Annotated in this window: 27 protein-coding genes; 13 read left to right on the forward strand and 14 right to left on the reverse strand. The window is 69.8% G+C overall.

Features of this window, described 5'->3' with window-relative positions; all coding sequences use genetic code 11:
- The first annotated feature begins 5 nt into the window (after window positions 1–5).
- The 4 genes from SACMADRAFT_RS02225 (at window position 6) to SACMADRAFT_RS02240 (ending at window position 4,724) form a co-directional block, all read left to right on the forward strand.
- Window positions 6–1,595, forward strand: a complete 1,590-nt coding sequence (locus SACMADRAFT_RS02225; protein ID WP_009152149.1) for a peptide chain release factor 3 — start codon at window positions 6–8, stop codon at window positions 1,593–1,595.
- Window positions 1,596–1,644: 49 nt separating this feature from the next.
- Window positions 1,645–3,222, forward strand: coding sequence for an acyl--CoA ligase family protein (locus SACMADRAFT_RS02230; protein ID WP_009152150.1), 1,578 nt, complete (start codon window positions 1,645–1,647; stop codon window positions 3,220–3,222).
- Between the two features lie 53 nt (window positions 3,223–3,275).
- Window positions 3,276–4,133 carry a spermidine synthase gene (locus SACMADRAFT_RS02235; RefSeq protein WP_009152151.1) on the forward strand — a complete coding sequence of 286 codons (858 nt, stop codon included), beginning with the start codon at window positions 3,276–3,278 and terminating at the stop codon, window positions 4,131–4,133.
- Window positions 4,134–4,211: 78 nt separating this feature from the next.
- Entirely contained in the window at window positions 4,212–4,724 is a 513-nt protein-coding gene (locus SACMADRAFT_RS02240) for a sigma-70 family RNA polymerase sigma factor (protein ID WP_050998053.1), read from the forward strand.
- Window positions 4,725–4,730: 6 nt separating this feature from the next.
- Here SACMADRAFT_RS02240 and SACMADRAFT_RS02245 read toward each other — a convergent pair whose 3' ends face one another.
- Window positions 4,731–5,048, reverse strand: a complete 318-nt coding sequence (locus SACMADRAFT_RS02245) for a hypothetical protein (RefSeq protein WP_232285533.1) — start codon at window positions 5,046–5,048, stop codon at window positions 4,731–4,733.
- A 237-nt stretch (window positions 5,049–5,285) separates the two neighbouring features.
- Between SACMADRAFT_RS02245 and SACMADRAFT_RS02250 the strand changes: the two genes are divergently transcribed.
- From SACMADRAFT_RS02250 to SACMADRAFT_RS02265, 4 genes are read left to right on the forward strand one after another with little or no spacing between them, the layout of a single operon-like run.
- Window positions 5,286–7,712 (forward strand): sensor histidine kinase, encoded by a 2,427-nt coding sequence (locus tag SACMADRAFT_RS02250; protein ID WP_232285653.1) that lies wholly within the window; start codon window positions 5,286–5,288, stop codon window positions 7,710–7,712.
- A gap of 5 nt (window positions 7,713–7,717) precedes the next feature.
- Window positions 7,718–8,128: a roadblock/LC7 domain-containing protein gene (locus SACMADRAFT_RS02255; RefSeq protein ID WP_009152155.1), complete on the forward strand. Its 411-nt coding sequence runs from the start codon at window positions 7,718–7,720 to the stop codon at window positions 8,126–8,128.
- A complete protein-coding gene (locus SACMADRAFT_RS02260; protein WP_009152156.1) occupies window positions 8,125–8,496 on the forward strand; it encodes a DUF742 domain-containing protein in 372 nt (123 codons plus the stop codon). The genes SACMADRAFT_RS02255 and SACMADRAFT_RS02260 overlap by 4 nt, the downstream gene beginning before the upstream one ends.
- Window positions 8,477–9,073: a GTP-binding protein gene (locus tag SACMADRAFT_RS02265; RefSeq protein WP_009152157.1), complete on the forward strand. Its 597-nt coding sequence runs from the start codon at window positions 8,477–8,479 to the stop codon at window positions 9,071–9,073. Before SACMADRAFT_RS02260 ends, SACMADRAFT_RS02265 begins: the two co-directional genes overlap by 20 nt.
- An 11-nt stretch (window positions 9,074–9,084) precedes the next feature.
- Here SACMADRAFT_RS02265 and SACMADRAFT_RS02270 read toward each other — a convergent pair whose 3' ends face one another.
- Both SACMADRAFT_RS02270 and SACMADRAFT_RS02275 read right to left on the reverse strand, forming a co-directional pair.
- Complete coding sequence (locus tag SACMADRAFT_RS02270; RefSeq protein ID WP_009152158.1) at window positions 9,085–9,696, reverse strand: class I SAM-dependent methyltransferase; 612 nt, start codon at window positions 9,694–9,696, stop codon at window positions 9,085–9,087.
- Window positions 9,697–9,752: 56 nt separating this feature from the next.
- Window positions 9,753–10,616, reverse strand: a complete 864-nt coding sequence (locus SACMADRAFT_RS02275; protein ID WP_009152159.1) for a helix-turn-helix domain-containing protein — start codon at window positions 10,614–10,616, stop codon at window positions 9,753–9,755.
- A gap of 381 nt (window positions 10,617–10,997) precedes the next feature.
- On the opposite strand from SACMADRAFT_RS02275, the gene SACMADRAFT_RS02280 reads away from it, so the two are divergent.
- Window positions 10,998–11,438: an SH3 domain-containing protein gene (locus tag SACMADRAFT_RS02280; protein WP_009152160.1), complete on the forward strand. Its 441-nt coding sequence runs from the start codon at window positions 10,998–11,000 to the stop codon at window positions 11,436–11,438.
- Window positions 11,439–11,445: 7 nt separating this feature from the next.
- Here SACMADRAFT_RS02280 and SACMADRAFT_RS02285 read toward each other — a convergent pair whose 3' ends face one another.
- Genes SACMADRAFT_RS02285 through SACMADRAFT_RS02295 form a run of 3 tightly spaced genes read right to left on the reverse strand, consistent with a single transcriptional unit; the run spans window position 11,446 to window position 15,277 of the window.
- Window positions 11,446–12,717 (reverse strand): (Fe-S)-binding protein, encoded by a 1,272-nt coding sequence (locus SACMADRAFT_RS02285; RefSeq protein ID WP_009152161.1) that lies wholly within the window; start codon window positions 12,715–12,717, stop codon window positions 11,446–11,448.
- Window positions 12,714–13,829 (reverse strand): FAD-binding oxidoreductase, encoded by a 1,116-nt coding sequence (locus tag SACMADRAFT_RS02290; RefSeq protein ID WP_009152162.1) that lies wholly within the window; start codon window positions 13,827–13,829, stop codon window positions 12,714–12,716. Before SACMADRAFT_RS02290 ends, SACMADRAFT_RS02285 begins: the two co-directional genes overlap by 4 nt.
- On the reverse strand, window positions 13,826–15,277 hold the full coding sequence (locus SACMADRAFT_RS02295) for an FAD-linked oxidase C-terminal domain-containing protein (protein WP_009152163.1): 1,452 nt from the start codon (window positions 15,275–15,277) through the stop codon (window positions 13,826–13,828). The genes SACMADRAFT_RS02290 and SACMADRAFT_RS02295 overlap by 4 nt, the downstream gene beginning before the upstream one ends.
- A 160-nt stretch (window positions 15,278–15,437) precedes the next feature.
- Between SACMADRAFT_RS02295 and SACMADRAFT_RS02300 the strand changes: the two genes are divergently transcribed.
- Window positions 15,438–15,647, forward strand: a complete 210-nt coding sequence (locus tag SACMADRAFT_RS02300; RefSeq protein ID WP_009152164.1) for a hypothetical protein — start codon at window positions 15,438–15,440, stop codon at window positions 15,645–15,647.
- Between the two features lie 21 nt (window positions 15,648–15,668).
- Window positions 15,669–15,839 (forward strand): hypothetical protein, encoded by a 171-nt coding sequence (locus tag SACMADRAFT_RS29795; protein WP_198285922.1) that lies wholly within the window; start codon window positions 15,669–15,671, stop codon window positions 15,837–15,839.
- 110 nt (window positions 15,840–15,949) lie between these two features.
- On the opposite strand, the gene SACMADRAFT_RS02305 is transcribed toward SACMADRAFT_RS29795, so the two are convergent.
- Entirely contained in the window at window positions 15,950–16,156 is a 207-nt protein-coding gene (locus tag SACMADRAFT_RS02305) for a hypothetical protein (protein WP_009152165.1), read from the reverse strand.
- A gap of 140 nt (window positions 16,157–16,296) precedes the next feature.
- Here SACMADRAFT_RS02305 and SACMADRAFT_RS02310 point away from each other — a divergent pair, with 140 nt between their 5' ends.
- The gene (locus SACMADRAFT_RS02310; protein WP_009152166.1) at window positions 16,297–16,767 is read left to right on the forward strand and encodes a hypothetical protein; all 471 of its coding nucleotides are present in this window, start codon (window positions 16,297–16,299) and stop codon (window positions 16,765–16,767) included.
- Here SACMADRAFT_RS02310 and SACMADRAFT_RS02315 read toward each other — a convergent pair.
- The 6 genes from SACMADRAFT_RS02315 to yczE form a co-directional block, all read right to left on the reverse strand.
- Window positions 16,713–17,126 carry a DUF6401 family natural product biosynthesis protein gene (locus SACMADRAFT_RS02315; RefSeq protein WP_009152167.1) on the reverse strand — a complete coding sequence of 138 codons (414 nt, stop codon included), beginning with the start codon at window positions 17,124–17,126 and terminating at the stop codon, window positions 16,713–16,715. The genes SACMADRAFT_RS02310 and SACMADRAFT_RS02315 overlap by 55 nt on opposite strands.
- 55 nt (window positions 17,127–17,181) lie before the next feature.
- Window positions 17,182–17,787 carry a TetR/AcrR family transcriptional regulator gene (locus tag SACMADRAFT_RS02320; protein WP_009152168.1) on the reverse strand — a complete coding sequence of 202 codons (606 nt, stop codon included), beginning with the start codon at window positions 17,785–17,787 and terminating at the stop codon, window positions 17,182–17,184.
- Window positions 17,784–19,145 (reverse strand): amidase, encoded by a 1,362-nt coding sequence (locus SACMADRAFT_RS02325; protein WP_009152169.1) that lies wholly within the window; start codon window positions 19,143–19,145, stop codon window positions 17,784–17,786. The genes SACMADRAFT_RS02320 and SACMADRAFT_RS02325 overlap by 4 nt, the downstream gene beginning before the upstream one ends.
- Window positions 19,097–19,882 carry a DUF998 domain-containing protein gene (locus SACMADRAFT_RS02330; RefSeq protein WP_009152170.1) on the reverse strand — a complete coding sequence of 262 codons (786 nt, stop codon included), beginning with the start codon at window positions 19,880–19,882 and terminating at the stop codon, window positions 19,097–19,099. Before SACMADRAFT_RS02330 ends, SACMADRAFT_RS02325 begins: the two co-directional genes overlap by 49 nt.
- Window positions 19,883–19,947: 65 nt before the next feature.
- The gene (locus tag SACMADRAFT_RS02335; protein WP_009152171.1) at window positions 19,948–20,709 is read right to left on the reverse strand and encodes a protein phosphatase 2C domain-containing protein; all 762 of its coding nucleotides are present in this window, start codon (window positions 20,707–20,709) and stop codon (window positions 19,948–19,950) included.
- A 46-nt stretch (window positions 20,710–20,755) separates the two neighbouring features.
- Window positions 20,756–21,379: a membrane protein YczE gene (gene yczE / locus SACMADRAFT_RS02340; RefSeq protein WP_040926034.1), complete on the reverse strand. Its 624-nt coding sequence runs from the start codon at window positions 21,377–21,379 to the stop codon at window positions 20,756–20,758.
- Window positions 21,380–21,437: 58 nt separating this feature from the next.
- Here yczE and yczR point away from each other — a divergent pair, with 58 nt between their 5' ends.
- A complete protein-coding gene (yczR, locus tag SACMADRAFT_RS02345) occupies window positions 21,438–22,901 on the forward strand; it encodes a MocR-like transcription factor YczR (protein WP_009152173.1) in 1,464 nt (487 codons plus the stop codon).
- A 478-nt stretch (window positions 22,902–23,379) separates the two neighbouring features.
- Here yczR and SACMADRAFT_RS02350 read toward each other — a convergent pair whose 3' ends face one another.
- On the reverse strand, window positions 23,380–24,471 hold the full coding sequence (locus tag SACMADRAFT_RS02350; protein ID WP_157617183.1) for a hypothetical protein: 1,092 nt from the start codon (window positions 24,469–24,471) through the stop codon (window positions 23,380–23,382).
- Window positions 24,472–24,533: the final 62 nt, after the last annotated feature.

Genomic DNA, 24,533 nt, shown 5'->3' on the forward strand with positions numbered 1-24,533 from the left:
GCGTGATGACCACGGGCGACGGCGTGCTCGCGGAGGCAGGCCGCAGACGCTCCTTCGCGGTGATCAGCCACCCCGACGCAGGCAAATCGACGCTGACCGAGGCGCTGGCGCTGCATGCGCGGGTGATCTCCGACGCCGGTGCGGTGCACGGCAAGGGCGGGCGCCGTGGCGTGGTCTCCGACTGGCTGGAGCTGGAAAAGGCCCGTGGGATCTCCATCACCTCAGCCGCGTTGCAGTTCTCCTACCGAGACACCGTGATCAACCTGCTCGACACCCCCGGCCACGCGGACTTCTCCGAGGACACCTACCGGGTGCTTTCGGCGGTGGACTCGGCGGTGATGCTGCTGGACGCCGCCAAGGGGCTGGAGCCGCAGACGCTGAAGCTGTTCGACGTGTGCAGGCACCGGGGCATCCCCGTGCTGACGTTCGTGAACAAGTGGGACCGGCCCGGCCGCGAGGCGCTTGAGCTGTGCGACGAGTTGGTGGAACGCATCGGGCTGCAGCCGATGCCGCTGACCTGGCCGGTGGGTGAGGCCGGTCACTTTCGCGGTGTGCTCGACGTCGCCGACGGCTCGTTCGTGCGCTACCAGCGCACGGCGGGCGGCGCCACGGTCGCGGCCGAGGAACGGCTGAGCTCGGCCGCCGCCGAGGCCGAGGCCGGTGAGGACTGGGTGCGCGCGGGCGAGGAACTTGAACTGCTCGCGGAATCCGGCGGCGAGTTCGACGCCCAGCGATTCCTGGCGGGGGAGGCGACCCCGATGCTGTTCGGGGCCGCGGTGCTCAACGTCGGGGTGCGACACCTGCTGGACCTGCTGGTGGAGCTCGCGCCGAGGCCGACCCCGCGACTCGACGCCGACGGCGAGCCCCGCCCGCTGGACGCCGACTTCTCCGCGTTCGTGTTCAAGGTGCAGACCGGCATGGATCGCGCCCACCGCGACCAGGTGGCGTTCGCGCGGGTGTGCTCCGGCGTCTTCGAGCGCGGGATGGTGGTGACCAACGCCACCACGAAGCGACCCTTCGCCACCAAGTACGCCCAGCAGGTCTTCGGACAGCAGCGCTCCACAGTGGACACCGCTTACCCCGGCGATGTGATCGGACTGGTGAACGCCTCCGCGTTGCGGGTCGGCGACACCCTCTACGCGGGAAAGCCCGCCGTCCGCTTTCCCGGTCTGCCCAGCTTCGCGCCAGCGCACTTCGCGGTGGCGCGACCCACCGACCTCAGCCGCGCCAAGCAGTTTCGCAAGGGTGTGGACCAGCTCGGCTCCGAGGGGGTGGTGCAGGTGCTCACCTCCGACCTGCGGGGCGACGCCGCGCCGGTGTTCGCGGCGGTGGGGCCGATGCAGTTCGAGGTGGCCGCGCACCGGCTGGAACACGAGTTCTCCTGCCCGGTGCGGCTGGATCGGCTGCCCTACACCGCGGCGCGCAGGCTCGCCGACCCCGCACAGCGCTCGCTGGTCGACTCCGGGCGTCGCAGCGAGGTGCTGACGCGCACGGACGGCGTCGACCTCGCCCTGTTCGACGACGAGATGGCGATGCGCATCCTGCTGCGCCACCACCCGGATCTGGCGCTGGAACCGCTGGTGGCCGAGGGCTGAGGCGGGCGCGCGGTTGACCGCCGCGAGGACCGCGAACCAAGCTTGCCCCATGACGGGTGACCTCTCGTTCGAACCGCTGACGCCGGTGTCGTACCTGGACAGGGCCGCCGCGGCGCACGGCAGCCGAACCGCGGTCGTCGACGGCGAGCACCGCTGGACCTACACGCAACTGCACGACCGCTGCCGCCGCCTCGCGGGTGGCCTCGCCGCGCCGGCCGAGGGTCGTCCGGTGGCGGTGCTCGCTGCGAACACACACGTGCTGCTGGAGGCCAACTTCGGGGTGCCGTGGGCGGGAGTGCCACTGGTGGCGGTGAACACCCGGCTTTCCGCCCGCGAGGTGGCATACATCCTCGAACACTGCGGCGCGCGGGTGCTCGTGCACGATCCGGCGTTCGACGACCTGGTCGCCCAGGCGCGCGGCGAACTCGCCGAACCACCTGTCGTGATCCGCGCCGGTGAGGAGTACGAGCAGCTGCTCGCCGGTGCCGAGCCGATGGCACGTACCCCGGCCGACGAGCGTGCGCTGCTGTCCATCAACTACACCTCCGGCACCACGGGCAGGCCCAAGGGCGTGATGTATCACCACCGGGGCGCCTACCTGCAGGCGCTGGCGATGGTGGCGCACACCGGGTTGTCGCCGTCGGCGGTGCACCTGTGGACGTTGCCGATGTTCCACTGCAACGGCTGGTGCTTCCCGTGGGCGGTCACCGCCGCGGCGGCCACGCACGTGTGCCTGCCCAAGGTCGAGCCTGCCGAGGTCTGGCGGCTGCTGCGGCAGGAGGGCGTCACGCACCTGGAAGGGGCGCCGACGGTGCTGTCGATGCTCGCCTACGCCGAGCAGGCCGCTCCGCTGGAGCGCACGGTCCGGGTGGCCACGGGCGGGGCTCCACCGACGCCCGCGATCCTGCGGCGGATGGGGGAACTGGGCTTCGACGTCACTCACCTGTACGGGCTGACCGAGACCTTCGGTCCCGCGATGGTCTGTGACTGGCGTCCGGAGTGGAACGCGCTCGCCGCCGAAGAGCAGGCGAGGCTCAAGGCACGGCAGGGTGTGGGCAACATGATCTCCTGCCAGGTGCGTGTGGTGGCTGACGACGGCACCGACGTGCCCGCCGACGGCGAGTCGGTCGGCCAGATCGCGTTGCGTGGCAACAACGTGATGCTCGGCTACTTCCGCGACGAGGAAGCCACGCGGCAGGCCGCGCCGGACGGTTGGTTTCGCACCGGAGACCTCGGTGTGCGACATCCGGACGGTTACGTGGAGCTTCGTGACCGCAGCAAGGACGTGATCATCTCCGGTGGCGAGAACATCGCCTCCGTGGAGGTGGAGCAGGCCATCGCCGAGCATCCGGCGGTGTTCGAGGTCGCGGTGATCGCCGTTCCGGACGACCACTGGGGCGAGGTGCCCGCCGCCTACGTGACGGTGCACGAAGGTGCCTCGGTGTCGGAGTCCGAGCTGATCGCCCACGTCCGCGAGCGGCTGGCGCACTTCAAGGCCCCGAAGTCGGTCGTGTTCGGTGAACTGCCCAAGACCTCCACGGGCAAGATCCAGAAGTACGTGCTGCGGGAACGCGCGTGGCAGGGCAGGTCGCGGCTGCCCGGCGCGGGCGAGACACCGCGGCGCTGACTATGGTGCGGCGGACAGCCGTATCGAGCACAGCCGACCGAAGGAGAGGGTAGTTGCGCGAGCTGATCGAACCGCTGGTTCCGGGCCTGGCTCAGGTGTGGGAACTGCCGGAAGTGCTGTGGGAGGGCGATACCGAGTACCAGCACGCCGTGATCGCCAAGACCTCCCAGGGGATCTCGCTGTTCTGCGACAACGATCCGCAGAGCACCGAACTCGCGCAACTGCACTATCACGAGGCACTGTTCGTGCCCGCGCTGCTGCTCGCTCGGCGGGTGGACCGCGTGCTGGCGATCGGCTCCAGCGAGGGCGTCATCAGCCAACTCGCCGTCGCGGCGGGCGCGACCCACGTCGACCATGTCGACATCGACGCCGAGGTGGTCCAGCGCTGTGCGGAGCACCTGCCCTACGGCTACACGCCCGAGGAGCTGGACCGCGCGGTGCGCGGTGAAGGTCCGGTGCGGATGCACTACGCGGACGGCTGGGAGTTCGTGCGCCGCGCGGCCGAATCCGGCGGCGAGCGCTACGACATCATCGTGGCGGACCTGCCGGGGGAGCGGGAGGACGCTTCGCAGCACAACCGGCTGTTCGGCACCGAGTTCCTGCGCCACTGCCGCGCCGCGCTGACCGAGGGCGGCGTGGTGTCGTCGCAGGTCGGCTGCCCGACGTTGTGGCTGAACGCGATGCTGCGGCGCGCCTGGGGCCGGTTCAGCGACATCTTCGACACCGTGGCCTACTACGGTTCCGACGAGTTCGACTGGGGGTTCCTGTTCGGTCGCGCCGACCACGTCGAGAACCCGACCGGCCACATGATCGAGCGGCTTCCCGGCCTCGCGTACCAGCCCGCCACGCTCGACGCGGAGGCGCTGGTGGCCAACTCGGTGCTGCCCTACAGCATCCGCAAGCAGCGCTAGCCTGCCCGCGACTGCGTAGTCCTACGCGAATGTGACGTGACGTGAATCCGCCCTGTGTGGTGGGCCGGTCTGACGGGCATGAACGGACCACGTGTCGATGCCGACCTGGTCGCCAGGCTGGCGCCGGTGGCGCTGACGGCCGCACGCCGTCGGCTGCCTGACCGGGAGGACCAACTGGACGCGGTGCAGGACGGCTGGTTGCTGCTGCTCGCCAACGTGGACACGATCAGGGACCCCGCCTGCCTACCGCGCTGGTTGAGTACCGCGGTGAGCAGGCAGGCCGGACGGCTGGCGCGCAGGCGGGCCCGGGAGGTCGCCTCGGAGGTCGCCGCGGAGCACTGGTGTCCCAGCGCACCATCCACGGAGGACAGTTGGTTATTGACCGACCGCGACCGTATGTTGTGGACAATGGTCTCCCGGCTGCCGCTGCCGGAGCGGACGCTGGTGGAGCTGATCGCCTTCGAGCCAGGGTTGCCCCGCAGGGAACTGGCGGCCCGGCTCGGGATCTCGGCGGGCGCGGTGCAGCGGAGGCGGTCGCGGTCGTTGCGCAGGTTACGGCAGCGGTTGGCGGCCGAAGGGGCGTGGCTGTGAGTTGGTTCACCTCAGCCGTCGCCGCCGGTCGCGGTCCCAGGCCCGTGCCGCCGTGGCCAGGCACCAGGTGGCGGCGAGTGCGAGCAGCGCGGCGAGCACGACGGGCCACCACTCCGACACCGACACGGCGAGCAGCGCCTGCAGTACGGCGGTGGTCGCGAAGGCGAGCGCGAGGAGGAGCAGGAACATTCGCTGCGGAAAGCTCATTCTCGCGGCGCGCTTGAGCATCGAAACCGCCTCCTGCGCCTGCGACTTGTCGCAGGAGTTATCGCGGGCGCCACCCCCGGAGTTACCGGCCAGGGAAGAGACGGTCGCAAGACGCATGTCACATCGGCCTTTGCCTGCCGCGATCTCACCAATAGAGTGCGGGCTCACGATAGTCGCCTACGAGACGGGCCTCGTCGACCGATGCCGGCGTTTCAGTCGCCGAGTCGGACATATTGACTCACCCAGGTGTCGCTGAATAACCTGCCCTGGCTAAGCGGCGGCTTAGCGGTGCGATGTCGGAGCACCGGGTGCGGGGACCCGAACGAACCTGTCGCTGAAAGGGCCTTGAGCGCGGTGTTGAAGAAGAAGACCGGGTCACGTCGTGGACGTTCGTCGATCCGTGCGAAGGTGCTGGCCATCGCGTTCGTGCCAAGCGCCATCTTCCTGCTGTCCGGGGTCGCGCTCGCCAGTTACCTGATCTACGACGCCATCCAGGTGCGCACCTTCGCTACCAAGATCCACGACTCGGCCGAACCCGCGGGCCGCTTCTTCGCCGCCGTTCGCGAGGAGCGCAGGCTCACGCTGCAGGAGTTGGCGAACCCGGGGTCGGTGCGAACGGAACTCGAACAACTGCGCGAGCAGACCAACGCGACCGCGGCCGCGACGGCCGCGGAGTTGCAGGGCATGACCGGTGACGCGCCGGACAACGTGAAGGCGAGCATCGCCGCCACCCAGAAGCAGTTCGCGATGTTGCCGCGGTTTCGGCAGCAGGTCGACGCGGGGGAGGCGTCCCTGCAGGAGGCCTACGACTTCTTCAACGGGATCATCGACCAGTTCACCACCGGGCTCAACGGCGTGGCGCAGACGACGCCGAACGCCGAGACAGCCTACAAGCGGCTGATCGCGATGCCGCTGTTCACCAGTGCCGACGGCATGTCCCGCGGCGACGCCCTCGCGGCCGCGGGCGTGTCCGGTGGCGGACTGACCGAGCAGGAATTCCGCACCTACATCGAGCAGGTGGGCGCCTACCACTCGGCGCTGGCGTCCGCGGTGCCGGACATGATCCCGCCGGTGCGCCAGCAGTACGAGCAGCTCATCGCCAGCGACGCCTGGGAACGGCTGACCACGGTCGAGAACGCGTTCCTGCGGGGCAACCAGACTCAACTGCCGGTACCGGAGTCGCAGTGGCGGGAGGCCGCCCGTGACGTCGGCGCGAAGCTGTGGATGCTCTACGTTCAGCAGAGCACCAACGCCACGAACCTGGCACTCGACGAGGCCGATCAGACGCTGGTGACGTCCATCATCGCGGCAGGCGCGGTGCTGGCGGTGGCCGCCGTCGCGTTGCTGATCGCATGGCGGTTGTCGAACCGGCTCGTCAACCGGCTCACCACGCTTCGAGAAGAAACGCTCGACATGGCCGAGGAACAGATGCCGAGGCTGGTCGAGCGGGTCAGGTCGGGGGAACCGGTCGACCTCGAGCGCGAGGTCTCGTTCCTCGATCACGGCACCGACGAGATCGGCCAGGTCGCCGACGCCTTCAACACGGCACAGCAGACTGCCATCGCCGCCGCCGTGGAGGAGGCCAAGACCAGGGAGGGCACCAAGCGCGTCTTCCTCAACATCGCGCACCGCAGTCAGGTCATCGTGCACCGGCAGCTGCAGGCCCTCGACGCGGCCGAGCGCAAGCAGGAGGACCCCGACCAGCTGGACATGCTGTTCAGGCTCGACCACCTGTCCACCCGCGCGCGGCGCAACGCGGAGAACCTGATCATTCTCGGTGGCGAGCAGCCGGGAAGGCAGTGGCGCAACCCGGTGGCGCTGGCCGACCTCACCCGGGGCGCCACGGCCGAGACCGAGGAGTACAAGCGGGTCAGCGTCGGCAAGATGCCCGCGGTGGCCGTCACCGGCCCCGTCGTCGGCGACCTCGTGCACCTGCTCGCCGAACTCCTCGACAACGCGACCTCGTTCTCACCACCGCAAGCTCACGTCGAGATCAGGGGGGAAGTGGTCGGCCGCGGTGTGGTCATCGAGGTGGAGGACCAGGGGCTGGGCATCGAACCGGACCATCTGGCCGAACTGAACGAGATGCTGGCCAACCCGCCGGACTTCAGCTTCATGGCGCTGTCCGAGGAACCGAGGCTGGGGCTGTTCGTGGTCGCGCGGCTGGCGGCTAAGCACGGGATCAGGGTGACCCTGCGCGAGTCCGCCTACGGTGGCACGCGAGCCATCGTGCTGGTGCGTTCGGAGTTGCTCAGCCAGCTTCCCGAGCCGGAGGAAAGCGGGCCCGCGATCGAGGACGTCGTGCCGCGACAGCAGTCGACACTCGCCGCCCGCCGCAGGCCCAGGCAGCGGTCCGAGGCGACGGCTGTGCAAAACGGCGCCCCCGGCAACGGCGAGGCGACACGAACCCTCGCTCCCGCCCAGGAGCCGTACCCCCCGCGGTCGAGGCAGCCGGAGAGCAGGCAGCCGGAGCCAGGTCAGCAGCAACCGCGGCCCCGCGACCCACGGCCACCTGAGCCCACGCCACCGCACCCCGCGCCACCGCACCCCGCGCCACCGCAGCAGGGCGGATCGATGCCCGCGGGCAGGCCACCGCTGCCCAGGCGCCGCCGGCAGCAGAACCTCGCTCCGCAGCTTCAGGACGAGGCACCGAACATCGAGCACGCCGAACCGGCATCCGAATCCCCGGAGCAGGCCCGAAGCAGACTTGCCGCCTTCCAGCGAGGAACGCGGCAGGCCCGTCAGCAGGAACCTGGCCGCGACGACATTCGTGGAGACTGAACACCATGGCGAACTCCGGAGCGAACGAACTCGACTGGCTGCTCGACGACCTGATCCGTCAGGTCGCCGGTGCCGACCGCGCCGTTGTGCTGTCGTCGGACGGCCTGCTCATCGGCCGATCCAGCAACCTCTCCGAGCAGGACGGCGAGCACCTCTCCGCCGTGGCCTCGGCGTTCCAGAGCCTGGCGAAGGGAACGGGCCGTCACTTCGGTGGCGGACAGGTGCGCCAGACGGTGGTGGAAATGGACCACGCGTTCCTGTTCGTGACCTCGGCGGGCAGAGGTGCCTGTCTCGCGCTACTGACGTCGGAGAGCACCGACATGGGCATGGTCGCCTACGCGATGAACATGATGGTCAAGCGGGTCGGAGCCGTGTTGAGCGCGGCTCCCAGGGTTGAGCAACACAGTGTGACATGAGTGAGCACGACGAGGCTTGGTTCGACGAAGCGGCGGGTCCGCTCGTGCGGCCGTACGCGGTCACGGGCGGACGTACCCGGTCCGACAACTTCGGCCTCGACATGATGACGCTGGTGGTGTCGATGCAACCTCCCTCGGAGGCGGCGACGCTACCGACCGAGTACGCCAAGATTGTCCGGCTGTGCCAGCGGCCGATGTCGGTAGCCGAGGTCGGCGCCCATGTCGATCTACCCCTGCCTGTGGTAAAGGTTCTACTCAGTGATTTGATCGAGCAGAATTACGTGATCTTCCGCAGAGCTGCGCCTCCGAGCGAAGTCCCTGACCAACAAGTACTGCAGGCGGTTCTCGATGGCATCCGGAAACTTTGACGACCGGCGGCGGTTGACCGCGACCGCCGTGAAGCTGCTGATCGCCGGTGGATTCGGGGTCGGCAAGACAACGATGGTCGCCTCGGTCAGTGAGGTACCGCCACTGCGCACCGAGGAGATGCTCACCTCCGCGTCCGAGGGGGTGGACGACCTCTCCGGTGTCGAGCGGAAGAACACCACCACCGTGGCACTGGACTTCGGCCGCATCACGATCAGCCAGGACCTGATCCTCTACCTGTTCGGCACCCCGGGGCAGGACCGGTTCTGGTTCATGTGGGACGAGCTGGCGCAGGGCGCGCTCGGTGCCGTGGTGCTCGCCGACACCCGCCGGCTGGACAGCTGCTTTCCGGCCGTGGACTTCTTCGAGCGCAGAGGGCTGCCGTTCGTGGTGGGCGTGAACTGCTTCGACGGTGCCTACCGGTACGGGACCGAGGAGGTCAGGGGCGCGCTGGACGTCGACCAGTCGGTGCCGCTGCTGCTGTGCGACGCCCGTGACCGCGAGTCCACCAAGCAGGTGCTGATCACGCTCGTGCAGCACGTCATGAGCACGACGCGGATGGCGCCCGCCCGGTACTAGCGGCTCCGCCGCTACGGCCGCGCGGTTGCCTCCAACACCGTCCTGGTCAGCACCCAGCGCGGGAATGGCTCGGATTCGCTCACCTCGTCGAAGGTGAACCCCGCGCGTTCGATGGTGGCTCTGGTGTCCCTGTTGGGCTTGCAGCCCGCGGCGAAGTACGACCACGCCGGGGCCAGCCGGTCCTGCCAGCGTGCGCGGTTCCCGCTGCCGCGCACGTGTTCCAGCACCACGATCCTGCCTGCAGGGCGCAGCACCCGGCGGGCCTCCGCGAGCGCTTTCGCCGGGTCGGCGACCGTGCACAGCACAAGTGTGAACACCACCGCGTCGAAGGTCGTGTCGTCGAACGGCAGGTCTTCGGCCGCAGCGGTGCTGACCTCCACCGGCGCGTGTGCCCGACCGAGCCGGCTGTTCAGCCGCGTCCGCATCGCCGCGTCCGGCTCCGCCGCGACGATGCGTTCCGCGCGCCGCAGGTGCGGCAGGTTCGCGCCCGTGCCCGCACCGATGTCGAGCACCTGCCCGGTGATGTCAGACAGCAGCCGTCGCCTGCGCTCGCCGAGCACCTCCCGCTCCATCGGCTCGGACATCCTGTCGTAGACCGCGGCGAAAACCCGATGTGCGCACATGGCGACCAGCCTAGCCGGGCGGCGCGGTCGTTTATCGTGTTCGCGTCCCTCGCCGGTCAGGAATAGCGTTCGGCGAGTACCGCGCGAATGAGCTGGCGGGTTTCGTCCTGGTTCAGCGAATGGCGGTGCAGATTGTCGTGATAGCCGCGGTAGCGTTTTACGGTTTGCGGGTCCTCGAGGTGTTGCATACCGGCGTGGTTCTCGATGCCGACCACGTCGTGGTCGAGCGGTTCGTCGAATTCGTAGTAGCCGTAGGTGCAGGAGTTGGTGAACAGCGGCGGTGCCGAGAAGGGCAACACCCTAAGGTCGATGTTCGGCGCGGTGGAACGCTCGATGAGCTGCGACAACTGGTCCCGCATCACGGCGTTGGAGCCCACTATCTGGTACAGCGCCGACTCGTGCATGACCGCGATGAACTCCAGCGGTGGCATTGTTTCCCGGCCGCGGAGTGCCTTTTGCCGGTGTTGCCTGATATCGACGTATTCGTCGATCTGCCTTGCCGTCAACGACGGTTCGTTGGCCAGGTAGAAGGCGCGGGAGTAATCGGCCGTCTGCAGCAGCACCGGCACCATCGGAATGGTGTAGATGCGCACGGTCGTGGCCTCGGATTCGTAGGCGAGCCGGGTGCTCAGTTGCTTGGAGATGTCTCGGTGGGACCACCAGACGTCTCGCTGTGCCGCCTTCGTCCAGTGGTGCAGCTTTTCCGCGACTCCCGTTCCCTCGACGCCGTACAGCCGGATGAGATCGCGAACGTCGCGGGGCCGGGGGTTGCCCTGCGCGTTCTCCAGCCTGGACAGCTTGGAGGTGGAGATCATGAGTTCGGCCGCGACCTCTTCGAGCGTGTGGCCCGACTCCTCGCGTAGCCGACGCAGTTCGTGTGCGATGCGGCGCCGGGGAACGACCGGGCCCTGAACCGTCATGTGACCTCGCCTGCCTGTGGTTGAGCGTCAACGGGATGTTCAGCTTGGGATTCCCAGCCTGAAATCCTATGGCAGCCTCGCGCGGGTGCCGCGGACGGTACCCCGTCCGCATTGGCACGACAACTCGAATGGCCTAGTGATCAGGCCGGCAGTGCTACACGCAGCATCCCGGGCTGGACGCGGTGCTAGGCCGACCGAGGCAATTGTTTTGGGATTTTCATTATGGGAATTGCGTCGATGTGCGCGCCTCGGCCACACTTCATCGACCAGTCCCGTCTACTTCACCCGCCAGGAGAAGGAGCCAGCCAAGGAGTTACCGAGCGAACGCGGCGCTGAATCCGACGGCGACTGACCGAGCCCGTCGAGTGGAGGAGGTCGACCGTGTTCGTGTCGTTGCGACTTGGAGTGCTGGTCCGGCTGCTGCTGGCGGTCGCGGGCGTCGCCGGAGTGCTGGCGGTCGTCCTCACCGCCGTCCCCGCGCCAAGAGTCACCGAGGCAGGAACCCCCGAGCCCGCGGTTCAAGGCCCAGGCCTTCCGGCCGAGCGTGTCGAGGCCGACTACCGCGTGCGGGGCACCGGAGACGAGGGGCTGAACGTGCGAGCCTGCCCCGCCGTGCACTGCGCCAGGATCGGCCGCATCGGGGAAGGGCAGACCTTCGCGGTGACCTGCTGGCGAAGCGGAACCGCTGTCAACGGCGAAACCAGGTGGCTGCGCGGCACGGTCGACGGCCGCGACGGGTTCGCCTCACGGCACTACCTGCGGGCCGACACCGGCCAGGGTGTCCCTGCCTGCGCAAGGCGCGGTGGCCATGCCGTGACGTGAGCGGCGATCAGCGTGGGGCCTCGATGGCGGCGTCCAGCAACTGCACCGGATGCAGCAAGGGCACGTCGCCGTCGAGGTACCTGCCGATCTGCAGCAGGCACCCTGGATTGGCGGTCACCAGCAGGTCCGGCTTCACCGAGCGGATGTTTCGGGCCTTGCGCTCGCCGAGCTCGGCGGCGGGCTCGGGCTGGATGAGGTTGTAGATGCCTGCCGAGCCACAGCAGATCTCCGCCTCGGGCAGTTCCAGGAGTTCCAGCCCCGGTATCGTCCGCAGCACCGCTCTGGGCTGCTCACGCACACCCTGCGCATGACCGAGATGGCAGGCGTCGTGGTAGGCGACCTTCGCGTTGATCGGCTTGCGCTGCGCACGCGGCTCCAACTCGGCGAGTAGCTCGGTGATGTCACGAACCTTCGCGCTGAAGTCGGCCGCCCGGTCTGCCCAGGCCGGATCGTCGTCGAGCAATGCGCCGTACTCCTTCATCGAGGAGCCACAGCCCGCGACGTTGACGACCACGTTGTCCACGGCCAGCTTCTCGAACGTCTCGATGGTGCGCTTGGCGTTTCGGACGGCGTGCTCCTCGCGCCCGGCGTGCAGACCGAGAGCGCCGCAGCAACCCTGCCGCCTGGGCGTCAGCACCTCGCAGCCCTCGGCCGCCAGCACCCGCTGCGCCGCGGCGTTGACCTCGTGGAAGAAGACGTCCTGCACGCAACCGGACAGCATCGCGACCCGGCGCCGCCGCTCACCGCTCGCGGGAACCCTTCGCGGCAGCGACGCGAACGCCTCACGCAGCCGCACCGAGGGCAGCAGTGCCTGCGTCGCCCGCAGCCGGGGCGGCAGCACCCGCTGCGCCAGCCGTTCCAGCCGCAGCTTCTGGTAGGCCAGACCGAACACCGCCGCAACGCGAAGCCGCCGCCGGTAGGGGAACAGCGCGAAGATCGCGTCGCGGAACAGCCGGTCGGAGCGCGAGCGGGGCACGTTGCGTTCGATCTGCGGGCGCGTGGCCTCGAGCAACCTGTCGTACTGCACCCCGGAGGGACACGAGGTCACGCATGCCATGCAACCGAGGCAGGCATCGATGTGCTGGGTGAACGCCCCCTCGAGCCCGATCTCGCCGCGCTGCGCCAGATCCATCAGGTAGATGCGGCCGCGAGGCGAGTCCATCTCCTCGCCCCACAACTGGTACGTCGGGCAGGTAGGCAGGCAGAAGCCACAATGCACGCAGTCGTCGAGCAGTTCCCGCGGCGGCGGTTTGTGTGCGTCGAAGCTCGACTCCGTCACGAGGTCGCCTCCCTGCCATCGAATTCACCGTCGAACCAGGACTCGAACCGGCCCGGGCTGAGCCTGCGGTCGGGGTCCAGTTTGTCCTTCAGCGCTCGCAGCACGCTGATCGCGGAAGGGCGCCCTCCCCAGGAAGGCGTGGGCCGCGGTGGGCGTCGTCGTGTCACCGACGTGCCACCGGCGGCCGAGACGATCTCGTGCACCTCCCCGACGCCGGAGTCGGGCACGGTGACGGTGCCGATACCCGTGCCGAGCCCGGCCGTGGCGGTGCCGCCGCAGTTGGCCAGCACGCCCGGCAGCCTGCTCGGACGGCAACCGATGCGTACCGAGGCGTCGTCGACCAGTTCGGCGTGCCGTGCCCACGCCGATTCCGCGTCGTCCTCTTCCAGCACCGTGCCTGCCAGGGACCTGGCCAACTCCTCGGCCCGTGCCTCGGCGCCTTCCCGCGTTCCCTCCACCCGGACCAGCAGCATGCCGTCGGCCCACTCCAGGCAGACGGGCTCGAGCGCGCCCGCCAGTACCGTCGCCGCCCGCTCGGCCGCGGTGTCGAGCGCGCAGTCGAGGCGGACGGTCAGTGTCCGTTCCGGTATCGGGTGCAGCCGCAGCACCACATCGGTGAGCAGGCCGAAGTTGCCGTACGAGCCGTGCAGCAGCTTGGCGAGGTCGTACCCGGCGACGTTCTTGATGACGTGCCCGCCGGTCCTGGCGACGGTGCCGTCGGCGAGCACCACCGTCGCGCCGATCACCAGGTCGCGCATCGAGCCGTAGGCCAGCGCGAGCGGGCCGGAGTCCGCGGTGGCGATCAGCCCGCCCACCGTGGCGCCCCGCATCACGCGGGCGGGGTCGAACGCCACCCGCTGCCCGCCTGCCGCGAGTTCGGCCTGCAGCTCACGCAGCGGTGTGCCTGCCCGCACGGCGACGGTCATGTCCGCCGGGTTGTAGGTCAACACACCGCGCATGCGCGTGGTGTCCAGCACGGCGTCGGTCGGAAGCGGTGCGCCTGCCCAGGTGTCGGCGGTGCCCGCGCCCTGGATTCGCACCGTCCCCACCGTGCTCGCCATGGCCTCGTGGGCCTCGCGCAGGTCGGTCGGTGCCAGCATGGTGGCCGTCATAGCCGTTCGATCACCCCAGCCTCCTCCAGCGGGTGCGGCCGGTAGCGGCCGGGGGCTTCGCCGCACAGCCGAGGGGTCGGCAGCAGCTTCCCAGGATTGCACAGCCCCGCCGGGTCGAACGCCGAGCGGACCCGGTCCATCGTCGCGAGGTCGTCGCTGGAGAACATCGTGGGCATGGAGCACGCCTTGTCGGTGCCGATGCCGTGCTCACCCGACAGCGAGCCGCCCAACTCCACACACAACTCGGCGATCTCCTTGGACAGCTGTTCCGCGCGATCCAACTCGCCCGCCGACTCGTCGAACAGCACCAGCGGGTGCAGGTTGCCGTCTCCGGCGTGGAAGACGTTGGCCACCCGCAGCCCGGCGGCGCCGCCCATGTCCTCGATGCGGCCGAGCACCTCGGCGAGTCGCGTCCTCGGCACCACGCCGTCCTGCACGATGTAGTCGGGACTGATCCGGCCCACCGCCGCGAACGCCGCCTTTCGGCCCTTCCAGATCTTGGCGCGTTCCGCCGCGTCACCAGCGATGTGCAGCCGGGTACAGCCGTGCCGTTCGCAGATGGCCTTGACCTGCTCGAACTGCTCGCCGCACTCGGCGGCCGGGCCGTCCAGTTCCACGACGAGCGCGGCCGGGGTGTCCAGCGTGTAACCGGCTCCCACCGCCTGTTCCGCCGCCTGGATGGCGAGGTTGTCCATCATCTCCACGGCGGCGGGCACGATACCGGCGGCCACGATGTCGCTGACCACCTCGCCCGCCTCGGTCACCGAGGGGAAGTCCGCGAGCAGCGTGCGCACGGTCTGCGGAACGCGCAGCAGCCGCACGGTGATCTCGCAGGCGATGCCCAGCGTGCCTTCCGAGCCGATGAAGACCCCTCGCAGGTCGGGGCCGAGTTGTTCGGCGGTGTCGCCGCCGAGGGTGACGACCTCGCCGTCCGGCAGCACGACGGTCAGTTCCAGCACGTGGTTGGTGGTGAAGCCGTACTTCAGGCAGTGCGCGCCGCCGGAGTTCTCCGCCACGTTGCCGCCGATGGTGCACACCTGCTGGCTGGAGGGATCGGGCGCGTAGTAGAGCCCGAACGGCGCGGCGGCCTTGGTGATGTCCAGGTTCGTCACACCGGGTTGCAGCACCGCGCGCCGGTCGATCGGGTCGACCTCCAGCACGCGGCGAAGCCGCTGCAGCGAGATCACCACCCCGTCGGCGACCGGCAGCGCGCCACCGGAGAGGCCGGTGCCCGCTCCCCGCGCGACGAAGGGCACCCCGTGCTCGTGGCAGGCCCGCACCGCGGCGGCCACACCCGCCGTGTCCAGCGGCAGCACGACCAGGCCGGGCACCTGGCGAAAGCCGGTGAGCCCGTCGCACTCGTAGCTGCGTAGCCCCACCGGGTCGGAGACGATGTTGTCTTCCCCGACCGCGGAGGCCAGCGCGGCGCGCACCGCCGCGTCGAGCATCGTCGCCCACCTGCTTTCCGCTTCACGGAACAGAAATGCCACTTCAAGGAAACGGTACATCCGTCTTGTCCCTGGTCGTCAAGCCTTCGCCTCGCCGACGCCGGAGTTACCCCCGCGTGTCGTCCGCGGTCGGGTCAGTGCCGGGTGGTACCAAGAGCGCATGACGTGTGCGAGTTGCCGGAGCGGATTCGACCATTGCCACGGCACGCTGGTGCTGCACAGCAACGGTGAGGTCGACTGCACCGACCAGGGCTGCGTCGACGGTGACATCGTGCGGCACACGCTCGTGATCGAATGCCACAGCATCGAGGGCGGGTGCGGCTGCGCCGAGCCGCCGTCGGGTCACGAGGAGCTGCGCCGGGCGTCGTAGGCGCCAGTACCCGGCTCGGCCGTGGTCTCGGTTGAGCGTGCCGACGAGATTCTGGACGTCATTCGGCGAGTCACCCGCTGGGCGAGTGTCGATCCGATCGATCCCGGCACCCGCCGCGTCGTGACCGACGGCGCCCGCGTGCTGTACGACCCCGTGAAGATGCTGGATGTCCTGTTGCGTGCTTGCCGGTAGGTGACCGACCGCGCAGCCCGCTGCGAGCCGCGCGGTCGGGTGTTTCCCCGGCAGCGCCTCGTGCGGTCCTTTGCGCCTGCTCTGCCTGCCACACAGAAGCGTTGCGCGGGTCAGTGACCGCGCTGGGAGGGCACCTGCCTGCCTTCCTCGGGGGCGAGACCGAGCGCTTCCAGCAACTCGGCGCAGTCCTGGGCGTCCGCGGCAGCCGAGGCGACGGCGCGTACCGCCCTGCGCCGCTGCTCCGGGTCGGGTTCCTCGGTGTAGGGCAGGACCGGCCGGGGGTTCTGGCTCGGAGCGGTCGGGCTGAATGCGTTCACGGCTGCTCCCGCGGGAATCGATGTCGGTCTTGCTAGAGGCTGTTACCCACTCGGCGGGAGCCCTACACGCGCGGTTTCTCCCCGCAGGCGCTTGGGTACGCAACGTCAGTGGCTTCTTGTCACGCAGAAAGGAGGCTGAGGTGGCTACCGACGCTTACCTGGCGTTCATCGGCCTGGGCCTGGTCATGATCGTCGCAGATGGGCAGCTGCTTTACCACAGCGGAAAGCGGTACTTGTCCGACGTAGACACCGAAGGCGAGCAGGTCGGCTCGATGGCGTCACTGGTCACCGTGCTGTTCCACCTGGTGATGTTCGGGTTCTTGGCGTTGCTGTCCGTATTGGACTTCGACTTCGGTGACCCGATGCGCTCCATCGTGGGCAACCTCGGCGTGTTGTTGCTGCTGCTGGCGCTGGTGCACGCCGTGACCATGGCCGTGGTGTCGCAGATCCACGACAGCAGGGCGGCCGACGAGCGGTTCAACCGGACGACCAACCGTCCTTCGGCCAGCACCAACACCCAACTGCAACGTGGTCCAGTGGTGACTCCGGTGCCCGGTCAGCACGGCCGTGACCCCCGGATGAGCCCGACGATCGAGGACCAGTCGCCGTAACGACGCGGCCGTTTGGGTCCCTTGGGTTCTCTGGAAGCGAGTTCGTAGCAGGCGAGCAGGCGTAGTCCGTACCACTCGTCCTGGCTCCATTCGGCCGCTGTCCGAGGTGGTTGCCAACCTTCCCGCAGCGCCCGCGACCTGATGTCGTAGGCGTGGGAAGCCAGCAACACGAGTTGGCTCGCGGGGACGGCGCGGTCGAGATCGCGTTCGCGTTCCGCGACGGTTTCCACAACACCCTCGAGATGGCGGTCGAACTGCCTGCGTACGGCGGGTTGGGCGAGCGCGTCCCAGCCGCTGTGCAGGTCCTCGCCCAGCCTGCTCAACCAGCGGCGTGCGGAACGATCCGTCGCCGAGTCCAACCAGCCCACACCTGATGATGCACACGCCCGTGACGTGATCGCTACTCGGAGTTCGTCACCGATGCACTCTTCGCGTACGTCCGGGTGTGTCGCCGGCGTCCCGGGAATGCTCCTGACCGCCCCTCACCAGCATCGTCAGTGCCTCTGCCGTGGAGGTGGTGTGCGCTTCGCCGGTGGCGAGGCCGCGAAGCTGCAACCCCGCGAGCAACGCGACGACCGGCCCGGCCAGCTGCCGCGGTCGTGGCACGCCGAGCGCGCGCAGCACCGCCTCGGCCAATTCCTCGTACGCGGCGAAGCAGCGCCGTGCCGCATCCCGCAACGAGGCGTCCCGGCCTGCCTGCAGGTACAGCTCCAGCGCGGCGATCTCCTCCACACTCGCCGGTAGCCGCCCGAGCACGTCGGCCACCACCTCGGCCGCCTGCTCCACGGTGAGTCCGGCCGCGTCGTGCTGCCGCGCCAGCTCGGCAAGTCTGCGGGCCTCCTCGTCGGCGAACAGCAGCATCGCCTCCCGCAGCAGCGTGGTCTGGCTCGGGAAGTGGTAGGTGAGCGAACCGAGCGAAATGCCTGCTCGCGCGACGATCCGGCGGTTGGTCAACCCGGCGACGCCGTGCTCGCCGACCACGCGCAACGTCGCGCGCAGGATGGCCTCCCTGGTGCTCATGGCCGACGCTCGTACCAGCGCAGGGCGTCCTCGAGCTGGGCCGCCAGCTTCAGCAGCAGGTCTTGCGAGGAGTTCGGACCCATGAGTTGAGCACCGACGGGCAGACCTTCCCGGGTGAAGCCCGCGGGCACGTTCACGGCAGGCCAGCCGAGCACGTTCCACGGCCAGGTGTAGGGGCAGGCGGCGATGATCTCCCGGTCGGTGCGCCAGTTCGGCATCCCGACGAAGTGTCCCGCTCTCGGCGGTGGTGTGGCGGTAGTGGGTGCGAGGAGGACATCCACGTCGGTGAACACCGCACCCACCCGCCTACGGAAATGCGGCTCCGCTCGCCTGGCGAGGCCGAGCGTGGGCCGCAGCCATGAGCCGGTGCGCCGGTTGCCGAGTGTGCGGGGATCGAGCAACTCCGGTCGCGGTACCCGGTCCACCCAGTCGGCCACACCGGTGAGCGAGCGTGGCAGGAAGTCGAGGCCCAGCAGCCCGAACCTCGGTTCGGCTTCCACCACCTGGTGACCCAACTCGGCGAGCACGCCCGCGAGGCCCTCCACCGCGGCGCGCACCTGCCCGTCCAGCGGCGTGCTCATGCCGGTGAAGGCGGGACGCAACGAAACCCCGATGCGCAGGTTGGCGGGGCGTTGACCCGCGGCGTCGCGGAAGCGGCTGCCCGTGCCCGCGACGACGTCGAGGAGCAGCGCCGCGTCGCCCACGGTTCGTGCCAGCGGGCCGAACACGGTGAGGCCGTGGAAGAGTTCCCGCTCCGGCGCGGTCGGCACCAGTCCGCGTGGAGTCTTGATGCCGACCAGATTGGTCCACGCCGAGGGGATGCGTACCGAACCCGCACCGTCGGACCCGAGCGCGCCTGCGACGATGCCCGCCGCGACCGCGGCGGCCGAGCCACCCGACGAACCGCCCGGTGAGTACTCCGGGTTCCACGGGTTGCGGGTGATTCCGAACGCCGGACCTTCGGTGAACGGCCACTGCCCGATCTCCGGTGTGTTCGTCTTGCCGACGATCACGGCACCGGCGTTCTTGAGTCTGGTGACGACCTCGGCGTCGGCGCCACGCACCTCGAACTCGCCAGGGCAGCCGAACGCCGTGGGCAGTCCAGCGATGTCGGTGTCGTCCTTGATGGCGACCGGTACCCCGAGCAGCGGTGCGTGCTCGCCCCGTGCCCTGCGTGAGTCGGCCTCGGCGGCCTCGCGCATCGCCGCTTCGGGCCGGAGGAACCGGAACGCGTTGAGGCTGTCCCGAGTCGCCTCGACGGCATCCAGCGCCGCCGCGGTCAGTTCCACCGAACTGAGCCTGCCCTGCGCTAGGAGTTCCGCCTGCCTGCGCAGTCCGGTGAAAGCGACGTCGTGCATGGCCGCCAATCCTCTCGTTCGTTCGAACGAACGTAGCAGCCACGCAGCGGCTGCGGCAGCCTCGCCGCCCGGTTGGCCAGTACCAGCAGGGCCGCGAGCAGAGCGAAGTCGACGAGGAAGACGAGGCGTTGCGTCATGCCGACGGGCAGCGCGACCGCCAGCGCGGAGACGACGGAGTCCGGTGGCAGGGTGTCGCCGACATAGCTGAGCCCGAACACCGCGAGGCTGCCGATACCGGCCTGGCACAGCCGCGCGAGCGCGGCCCCGGTCGTCGCCAACGCGGGCACCTCGCGGGCCCGTTCGGCGAGGGTCCAGGCGAGTGCGGGTAGGCACAGGAAGGCCACGAGGCTGGCGTACTGGTGGATCCGTCCGCTCACGGGGTCGATGTCGGAGGTGAAGGTGGCGGGGAACAGCGCGGCCGCTACCAGGCCGAGCGCCGTGGCCCCGGCGAGGACGCTCGCCGTGCGGCCGAACGCGATCCCGCTGCACCGCAGTGCCGCGCTGACGGCTAGCACGCCGATGGCGAAGGACAGCAGGCTGGCCTCCAGCATCCCGCCGCCTCGTTCGGTGAACGCGTACCGGCTGACCGGGTCCAGCAGCGGATGAAACCCGCTGACGGCGTGCAGCACGGTGAGTGTGAACAGCGCCCAGCCCAGACTCAGCGATGCGGTGAGCGTCCAGGTGCGTGTGCGAGCCGCCGAGCGTAGCGCGGCGGTTTCGACCCCCCGTTGCGGCATATCTCCAGCGTTGCCGCGTACGACCCGGTTGTGATCAGGGACGACCCTGATCGTTCCCGGACTTGTCAGGCGAAGTCGATCAGGGCCAGCGCCTGGTCGTCGTGGCGCTTCACGCGCGGCCACCGCTTCCCGTGCGGGTCGGACAGTTCGGCCGCCCGCACCGTGTCGAGCACACCCGCGGTTCCTTGTTCGCGGGCCAGTGCGAGCATCCCAGGCCAGTCGAGCACGCCGTAGGTGTCGACACCGACCGAGACACCGTCGGTCGCCAGCAGTACGGCCTCCACCTGCTCGCGCGGCCAGCTTCGGCGCAGTGCCTGCTCGGCCGCCGTCGGGTCCGCCTCGGCGACCCAGAATCCGCCCGAGGCATTGCGGAGCCGGTTGACGTCGGCGCGCGTTCGAAGGACTCCGCTGTCGCGAAGCCGCGTCAGCCGGGTGTCGCTGAGCACGTCGGGCCCGGAGGGGGTGAACACGACGACCGGGCTGTCGGCCAGCACGAGCGCGTCCACGGTTCGCGTGCTCCAGCGGAGCATGGCCACCGTGCTGGAGGGGCAGTCGCGGGGCCGCAGGTCGTGCTCGGCCGCCACCTCGCGGATGGAGTCGGCGAGGATCTCCGCCAGCTCCCGCTGCGGTGCGCTGCCGAGGTTGGCCTCGACCCTGCGGGCGAGGCGGCAGGCGTACCAGCCACCACTTGGCAGGTTCGCGCGGAACTCGGTGGCGCCGTCGAGCAGCGCGACGGCGTTGCCGGTGCGCACCACGTAGTCCTCGCTGGGCCGCTCGTCTCCGGCGAGACCGACGCCCGCTCGCTCAGCGATCTCGATTCGTGGCACATCCCGACAGTAGCCAGCGGCCAAGCACGGGCCGCACCGGTGTCCCTCACCGCTTCCGGTAGGTGACGAGCGGCAGGAACGCCTGTGTTAGCGGTCCGATGGCGAGCGCGTAGAGCACTGTACCGACTCCGACCGTGCCGCCGAGCAGCCAGCCGATCGCGAGCACGGTCACTTCGATCAAGGTGCGAACAATTCGTACGGACCAGCCCGTGCGGGCGGCCAGCCCGGTCATCAATCCGTCGCGGGGACCGGGGCCGAGCCTGGCACCGACGTAGGCGGCGGTGGCGAGCCCGTTCAGCACGATCCCGCCGAGGAGCAGCGCCGCCTGCCACGCGAACACGTCTTGGTCCGGCAACACCAGCCGGACCAGGTCGACGGTCACCGAGATGACCACCACGTTGGCGATCGTGCCGATCCCGGGCCGCTGGCGAAGTGGCACCCACAGCAACAGCACGGCCACGGCTGTCACCGCCGTCACCGTGCCGAAGGTGAGTCCGGTGCGGCCCGCGACTCCCTCGTGCAGCACGTCCCACGGGTTCAGGCCGAGGCCGGACCTGGTCATCATCGCCATGCTCGTGCCGTAGAGCAGCAGACCGGCGAGTAGTTGGCCGAGGCGGCGGGTGGGGTCGTTGGCGACCGGGACCGGATGCAGATCGACGTGAGCCACCAGCAAACTATCGCCAGCTTTGGCTCGCCGAACCATAGCCAATCGTGAAGAATTGGCCTCTATGTGTAGCGGTGTTGGTCACCTTCCTCCGGCCGGTGGGATATCGGCCGTCCGATTGGCGACGCTGCTGGGCGATTGGCGCCAGGGTGGTTCCCGCAGTGGAGCAGCCGACCTGGCGGCCGCCGTCGAGTTGCAGGTACTGGACGGCCAACTGCCGCTGGGCACGAGGCTGCCCGCGGAGCGGCAACTGGCCTCGGCACTGGGCGTCAGCCGCACTCTCGTGGGTGCCGCGCTGCAACGGCTACGCGAAGGTGGTTTCGTCGCCAGCCGAAGGGGTGCGGGGTCGTGGATAACGGCGCCGTCGGGCAGGGAAGCGGCCGCTGCTCCGCCACAGCGGCTGGACCTCATCGACCTCGCCCGTGCCTCCCCGGCCGCGGGGGCAGGGATCATGGCCGCCGTGGACGCCGCCCGCGGCAGGCTCACCGACGAGTTGCTCGACGACGGCTACAACATGTGCGGGCTCACGGTGTTGCGCGAACGCATCGCGCAGCGCTACACGGCGAGAGGTCTGCCGACCAACCCCGCGCAGGTCATGATCACCAATGGTGCGCACCACGCTTTCGTGCTGGCGCTGCGCCTGCTCACCGGCCCCGGCGATCGGGTGCTCGTGGAACAGCCCACGTACCCGAACTCGATCGAAGCCGTGCGGTCGGTGCACGCGCGTCCGGTCCCGGTGGCGCTCGACCCCCACCGAGGCTGGGACGTGGCGGGCATCGAGGCGGCGATCAGGCAGGCGGCGCCACGGCTGGCCTACCTTGTCGCCGACTTCCAGAACCCCACCGGCCTGCGGATGGACCTGTCCACCCGGCAACACCTCGGCACGGTGCTCGCCCGCTGGCGGACCCCGGTCGTGGTGGACGAGACACTGGTGGAGCTGGACCTGGAAGCCGACCCGCTCGACGGCCCACCCCCGCTCGCCGCGTTCGCGGGCGAGGCGGCCATCACCGTCGGCTCCGCCTCCAAGGCCTACTGGGGCGGCCTGCGCCTGGGCTGGTTGCGGGCCGCCGAGGACATGATCGACCGGTTCGCGGCCGCCAGGTTCACCTCCGATCTCGGTTCGCCGGTGCTCGATCAGCTCGTGCTCGCCGAACTGCTCGGTGACGAAGGCGCTCTGTTACGGCGTCGCCGGGAGCAGACCCGTGCCGCCCGCGACACGCTGCTCGACGCACTCGGCAGCCACTGCCCCGACTGGACCGTGCGCTTGCCGGAGGGCGGGCTTTCGCTGTGGTGCAGGTTGCCGGAGCCGATGAGCACGAGGCTGAGCGTGGCCGCCGTCAACCACGGCGTGCGGCTCGCGCCCGCCTCCCGGTTCGCCGTGCACGGCGGCCTCGAGCGTTGGCTTCGGCTTCCGTTCGCACAGCAGCCTCGGTCGCTGGTCGAGGCAGTGCGCAGACTCAGTCTCGCCGTGGCGGCGGTGCGTGGTGGCCGTGGTGGTGAAGGCGTCGCCGAGCTGGCCGTGACCTGACCCGTGAAGAGCCGGTGTGCCGAATGCGGGGACTCCTGCCGTCACTCCAGGGAAAACGACGGTCGGCATTCGGCACACCGGCTCCTGGCCGTGCCCGGGGGTGGGCACGGGCGCCGTGGGCCGTTCCCGGCATCGCCCCTCGCCATGCCGGGAACGCCCACCGGCTCAGGCGCGCATCGGAATGGCCTGCCTGCTCGGCGCGGTGAGCGGAAGTGCCATGCGCGCGCCCGGGTGGGGCCCCGGTACCGCTGGGGCAGTGCGGCACCGGGGCCAGGCCCCGTCACGGCCGGGCGCGGTCGGCCGAGCGGGAAGTAACGAATACACGGGGACTACCTCTTGGTGACTCGTGGAAACACTTGTCGCGTTCGACGGTTCGGTGCCGTCGCGGGCGTCGGGTTCGCCGCGAACCGGACGTTGGCAGGGTCCGGCCGAGTTGATCTTGATCTGGACGCAGCTCTCCCGGCTTACGCCGTCGCGGTCAGTCGGGAGAGGTGGTGGGCAGTGCGGCTTCGCTGCCCGCGCTGCCGTCGCCGCCGTCACGGCTGACGCCGAGCAGGCGCAGCTGCGTGAGGGTGGGCGCCCAGCTCAGCGTGCCGTGCTCGGCGCGCTGACCGTTGCCCCCGTCGGAAGAGGAGGCGTGCTGACTGGGCACGGTGCTGATCGAGACCGGCGCCACGGGTGGAGTTGCGCCGCCACCATGGGGACGGTTGTCGGCCCTGGTCTCGGTGACCGGCGCGGCGGGAGGCGGGGCCGGGACCACCGCGGCCTGCACCGTGTCGGTGAGCGGGTGCGGGAACGGGGTGTCGCCAGGAGCAGGGGCGTCATCGGGTGGCGGTGCCTGCGGTGGCGCGGCAGGACCGGGCGCCTCCGCGGGTGGAAGGGCTACCTCCGTCCCGGTGTCGATGCCTGGTTGCGGCGGGGGCAGTAGTCCTGGAAGCACCGAGCTGAGGTCGGGCTCCGGCAGCATCGAGGGAAGGTCCAGGATCGGGTTGATCACGCCCCCGAGCGTGCCGCCCACGCCGTCCACGGTGCGGCTCACGGTTCCCACCGCACCGCGCAACGTGCCGAGCAGAACGCCGTCGCGGCCGGGTGGTCGTTCGGCTGTTGGTAACGGCGCGGGCTCCGCTGTGGTGGCTTGCTGCTCGCCTTCGGCTTCGGTGTCGGTGGCCTCCGCGTCGGCGCGCTCCTGCTCGGTCTGCTCCGCCGTAGTGGCTTCGTCCTCGCACACCATCGCCTCGCCGTCGGACTCGGCGGGCTCCGCCGGTTCGGCCGGTTCGGCAGGTTCGGAGGGTTCGCCCGGTTGGGCCGCCTGTGCCGGTTCGGCAGGTTCGCCCGCTGCCCGGTTGCCGCAGTCCTGGGTGGCGGTATCGGAAGCGTCCGGCTCGGTGGTGTCGCGCTCGACGGCGGCCTTGGCCTGGCCGTCGGCCGGGTCGGAAAGTGGCTCCGCGTGCGCGGCAGCACCCAGCACGGCGACCAGCAGCCAGCCCACCAGCGCCAGTCCCGCGACGACCAGCACGCGCACGACGGCAGCAGGCAGCAGGCAAGGGCGTGCGGGGTCCGCACTCCTCACCGTCACCACCACCGTTCGAGCGTTCCTTGTGCGCTTGTCGGAATTACAGTGGCCTGCCGACC

Origin of the sequence: Saccharomonospora marina XMU15, assembly GCF_000244955.1 — a bacterium.
Taxonomy (GTDB): domain Bacteria; phylum Actinomycetota; class Actinomycetes; order Mycobacteriales; family Pseudonocardiaceae; genus Saccharomonospora_A; species Saccharomonospora_A marina.

Excerpts from the sequence above, each read along its gene's own strand:
- SACMADRAFT_RS02225 (WP_009152149.1), top strand. The coding sequence starts at position 6 with ATGACCACGGGCGACGGCGTGCTCGCGGAGGCAGGCCGCAGACGCTCC.
- SACMADRAFT_RS02230 (WP_009152150.1), top strand. The coding sequence starts at position 1,645 with ATGACGGGTGACCTCTCGTTCGAACCGCTGACGCCGGTGTCGTACCTG.
- SACMADRAFT_RS02240 (WP_050998053.1), top strand. The coding sequence starts at position 4,212 with ATGAACGGACCACGTGTCGATGCCGACCTGGTCGCCAGGCTGGCGCCG.
- SACMADRAFT_RS02245 (WP_232285533.1), bottom strand. The coding sequence starts at position 5,048 with ATGCGTCTTGCGACCGTCTCTTCCCTGGCCGGTAACTCCGGGGGTGGC.
- SACMADRAFT_RS02255 (WP_009152155.1), top strand. The coding sequence starts at position 7,718 with ATGGCGAACTCCGGAGCGAACGAACTCGACTGGCTGCTCGACGACCTG.
- SACMADRAFT_RS02260 (WP_009152156.1), top strand. The coding sequence starts at position 8,125 with ATGAGTGAGCACGACGAGGCTTGGTTCGACGAAGCGGCGGGTCCGCTC.
- SACMADRAFT_RS02265 (WP_009152157.1), top strand. The coding sequence starts at position 8,477 with ATGGCATCCGGAAACTTTGACGACCGGCGGCGGTTGACCGCGACCGCC.
- SACMADRAFT_RS02270 (WP_009152158.1), bottom strand. The coding sequence starts at position 9,696 with ATGTGCGCACATCGGGTTTTCGCCGCGGTCTACGACAGGATGTCCGAG.
- SACMADRAFT_RS02275 (WP_009152159.1), bottom strand. The coding sequence starts at position 10,616 with ATGACGGTTCAGGGCCCGGTCGTTCCCCGGCGCCGCATCGCACACGAA.
- SACMADRAFT_RS02290 (WP_009152162.1), bottom strand. The coding sequence starts at position 13,829 with ATGACGGCCACCATGCTGGCACCGACCGACCTGCGCGAGGCCCACGAG.
- SACMADRAFT_RS02295 (WP_009152163.1), bottom strand. The coding sequence starts at position 15,277 with ATGCTCGACGCGGCGGTGCGCGCCGCGCTGGCCTCCGCGGTCGGGGAA.
- SACMADRAFT_RS02300 (WP_009152164.1), top strand. The coding sequence starts at position 15,438 with ATGACGTGTGCGAGTTGCCGGAGCGGATTCGACCATTGCCACGGCACG.
- SACMADRAFT_RS02320 (WP_009152168.1), bottom strand. The coding sequence starts at position 17,787 with ATGAGCACCAGGGAGGCCATCCTGCGCGCGACGTTGCGCGTGGTCGGC.
- SACMADRAFT_RS02325 (WP_009152169.1), bottom strand. The coding sequence starts at position 19,145 with ATGCACGACGTCGCTTTCACCGGACTGCGCAGGCAGGCGGAACTCCTA.
- SACMADRAFT_RS02330 (WP_009152170.1), bottom strand. The coding sequence starts at position 19,882 with ATGCCGCAACGGGGGGTCGAAACCGCCGCGCTACGCTCGGCGGCTCGC.
- yczR (WP_009152173.1), top strand. The coding sequence starts at position 21,438 with ATGTGTAGCGGTGTTGGTCACCTTCCTCCGGCCGGTGGGATATCGGCC.